Genomic DNA, 2,667 nt, shown 5'->3' on the forward strand with positions numbered 1-2,667 from the left:
GGCACGTGCATCAGCAGGCAGGCCCGGCCACGGGCCACGGACCAGCCCTACCGCCCGTGGATCGCGACGATCCGGTCTGCCTTGCGACGGACGAAGGTACGACGTCGGCGATGGTATTGGAACAGGCGGAGAAGCATGCGCTGCGCAGTGGCGGCGTCGCATGACCAAGTTGCGGACGGTGCAGGTTCTTACCGTGGCCTTCGTCAGTAATTTGCTGGAACTGGCGTTTGCGAAGTGGGCCAGACCGCCTAACGCGATCAGATCACCGGCGCGGGGCTCGGACCTCGGCGGGCCTTCGTCGCCGAGGTCCGCTCGCTCGCCCATGTGGTCGGCCAGACGGTCAGGCGGACGTTCCAGGCGACCTGTGACGCCGCTCTCGGCGATGCGCGCTGCGGCGTCGATCTGGAGGACCCCGCCCTCAAGGGCGCGGGTGCCGTCATCGACCTGCTGCGCGACCGGGCCTTCACCGCCCCGGGGCTTGGTGGGTTAACTCCGGATGGTTCACTTTCGGCACGCTGGATTGGACGACCAGCACGAATGCAGGTCGACGCACCGAAGTGCTGGGCCATGACGTCACCGACGGCGTTGCTGTCCTGACACTGCTCGAAGCGCCGGTGCGGTCCATCGCGGAGGGAGACACGTTCACCATCCTTGCGATCTGCGACAAGCGCTTGGAGGCCTGCAGGGGCGAAGTTCGCGAAGACCGCCAACTTTCGGGGCTTCCCGCACATCCCTGGCAAGGATGCCGTGCTGCACTATGCCACGAAGGACGGCGCACGACGGGACGGTACTGTAGACGTGTGCCTATTTACGCTTCATGATCAGCTTCAGCTCCTCAGGCGTGAGCAGCTGATTTCCGCGGTGGAGCATGTAGTGGCAATTGGGACAGACGGGTACGAGGTCTTTGATTGGATCAGTCCGATTTCCGCAACTCGCTTGATATAGGGGCCTCAGGTGATGAACGTGGATGAAGTCCTTCCCGTGTTCACCATAGCTCTGTTCAAAGTTGAAGCCGCAGACGATGTATGACGTTCCATGTGCGTTTATGCATGCCTTTCGCGCGGCCTGATTTCGCTCATAGCGCGTGCTGACGTAAAATGATAATGCCCCCATAGCATATGTACCAGCAGGCTTTTCTTGGTCCGGACGCAGATCATCGAGGACCCAAAACTTCCGGTCCCGATTGATAGGGATAACATCGATCTTCTCGCAAAGCCCAAGGAACATCTCCTCGATCTTCGGCCATTCTAGGCTCAGGACCTGTTAAATTGATTGCGTGGGCGAGGCTTCATTGATTCACTTGCGGCACCACAGGAGGTGCCGTCATGAGCGAGTTGTTCCTTCTGTCCGAAGCCCAGATGGCACGGATATCGCCGTTCTTTCCACTCTCGCACGGGGTTCCGCGCGTCGAGGACCGGCGGGTGATCAGTGGCATCGTCTTCGTGATCCGCAACGGCTTGCGCTGGCGGGACGTGCCGGCAGGCTACGGGGCTCACAAGACGATTTACAATCGGTTCATCCGCTGGAGCCAGATGGGCGTGTTCGGGCGCATCTTCGTCGAGCTTGCGAAGGGCGGCGGTGAGGCCGACGAGATCATGATCGATGCGACCCACCTGAAAGCGCACCGGACGGCGGCGAGCCTACTTAAAAAGGGGCTCTTCCCCGGTTTATCGGGCGCACCAAGGGCGGCCTGAACTCGAAGCTGCACGCGGTTTGCGATAGCGAGGGAAGGCCGCGAACCTTGTTTCTGACCGCAGGCCAGGTCAGCGATTTCGTCGGAGCCCGAGCGCTCCTGTCGACGTTGCCTTCGGGAAAGGCGCTCCTCGCTGACAAGGGCTACGATGCCGACTGGTTCCGCGACGCCCTCGCCGACCGCGACATGGAAGTCTGCATTCCATCAAAATCCAATCGGAAAACCCAAATCCCTTATGACCGAACGCTCTACCGAAAGCGTCACAGGATCGAAAACATGTTCGGCAAGCTAAAGGACTGGCGCCGCATCCACACCCGCTACGATCGCTGCGCGCACACCTTCATGTCCGCCATCGCCATCGCCGCCATCGTCATCTTCTGGGTCTGATCAATGAGTCCTGAGCCTAGGTCATTGGGTAGCGTTTGGGCGCCAAGAATGCGCTGCAATACTGGATTGGTCTCTTTTCCATCCAGGCGATTTTTTTCACCAAGCTTCTTGTGAGCTTTGATCGTGATATTTTTGTATCCAACAAAACGGCTCGGAGCAAAAAGCACATCGCCGTCTGCAAATGTAGCCACCAGGTTATAACCGCGCCGCAATCTTTCTCGCGCGAAGAAGCGCTCTTCGTCATTCTTGGAGAGAAGGTAGTTGCGCATAGTTCTTAGATTACGACGGACGCCCGCAACGTCCTCAACAAACTCGACCAACTTCACCCCCAAATCGCTCAGTCATGACTTCTCCACCGCAATGGCGGTGTCAAGTTCAAGGTTTTTTCAGAATGTAAATCGCAATCATCGGTCAGTTCGAATTCAGAACTGATCATCGCCAGCGCGCGGTCCTGCTCGGCACGCCCTACCACGACTAGGCGAGCCCACGTGGTGAACCGCCCCGAGTTTCCCGGCAACTGTACTTAGCCAGGTGTCTGCTGCGTGTAGTCTGTTCCTGCTGCGAGCATGGCGTTGAGGGTGCAGAGC

At 59.1% G+C, this 2,667-nt stretch carries 5 protein-coding genes; 3 read left to right on the forward strand and 2 right to left on the reverse strand.

Features of this window, described 5'->3' with window-relative positions; genetic code table 11:
* Positions 1-261 precede the first annotated feature (261 nt).
* Together Q1B08_RS21220 and Q1B08_RS21225 are read left to right on the forward strand one after the other, a co-directional pair.
* Entirely contained in the window at positions 262-597 is a 336-nt protein-coding gene (locus Q1B08_RS21220) for a DUF2163 domain-containing protein (protein ID WP_299823286.1), read from the forward strand.
* Entirely contained in the window at positions 516-821 is a 306-nt protein-coding gene (locus tag Q1B08_RS21225) for a phage BR0599 family protein (protein ID WP_299823289.1), read from the forward strand. The genes Q1B08_RS21220 and Q1B08_RS21225 overlap by 82 nt, the downstream gene beginning before the upstream one ends.
* Here Q1B08_RS21225 and Q1B08_RS21230 read toward each other — a convergent pair.
* Positions 805-1,227: an HNH endonuclease gene (locus tag Q1B08_RS21230; protein ID WP_366140088.1), complete on the reverse strand. Its 423-nt coding sequence runs from the start codon at positions 1,225-1,227 to the stop codon at positions 805-807. The genes Q1B08_RS21225 and Q1B08_RS21230 overlap by 17 nt on opposite strands.
* A 98-nt stretch (positions 1,228-1,325) precedes the next feature.
* Here Q1B08_RS21230 and Q1B08_RS21235 point away from each other — a divergent pair.
* A protein-coding gene (locus tag Q1B08_RS21235) for an IS5 family transposase (protein ID WP_299823281.1) occupies positions 1,326-2,080 on the forward strand; the annotation gives its coding sequence in 2 pieces (ribosomal slippage) (positions 1,326-1,659 and positions 1,659-2,080; 756 coding nt in all).
* Here the strand turns inward: Q1B08_RS21235 and Q1B08_RS21240 are convergent.
* Positions 2,011-2,406, reverse strand: a complete 396-nt coding sequence (locus tag Q1B08_RS21240) for a hypothetical protein (protein WP_299823283.1) — start codon at positions 2,404-2,406, stop codon at positions 2,011-2,013. The two genes, Q1B08_RS21235 and Q1B08_RS21240, sit on opposite strands and share 70 nt — an antisense overlap.
* Between the last annotated feature and the right edge of the window lie 261 nt (positions 2,407-2,667).

This window comes from uncultured Jannaschia sp. (assembly GCF_947494025.1).
Taxonomy (GTDB): Bacteria; Pseudomonadota; Alphaproteobacteria; order Rhodobacterales; family Rhodobacteraceae; genus Jannaschia.

What these genes read in the sequence shown, in the direction of transcription:
- Q1B08_RS21230 (WP_366140088.1), bottom strand. Translation starts at nt 1,227, where the DNA reads ATGTTCCTTGGGCTTTGCGAGAAGATCGATGTTATCCCTATCAATCGG.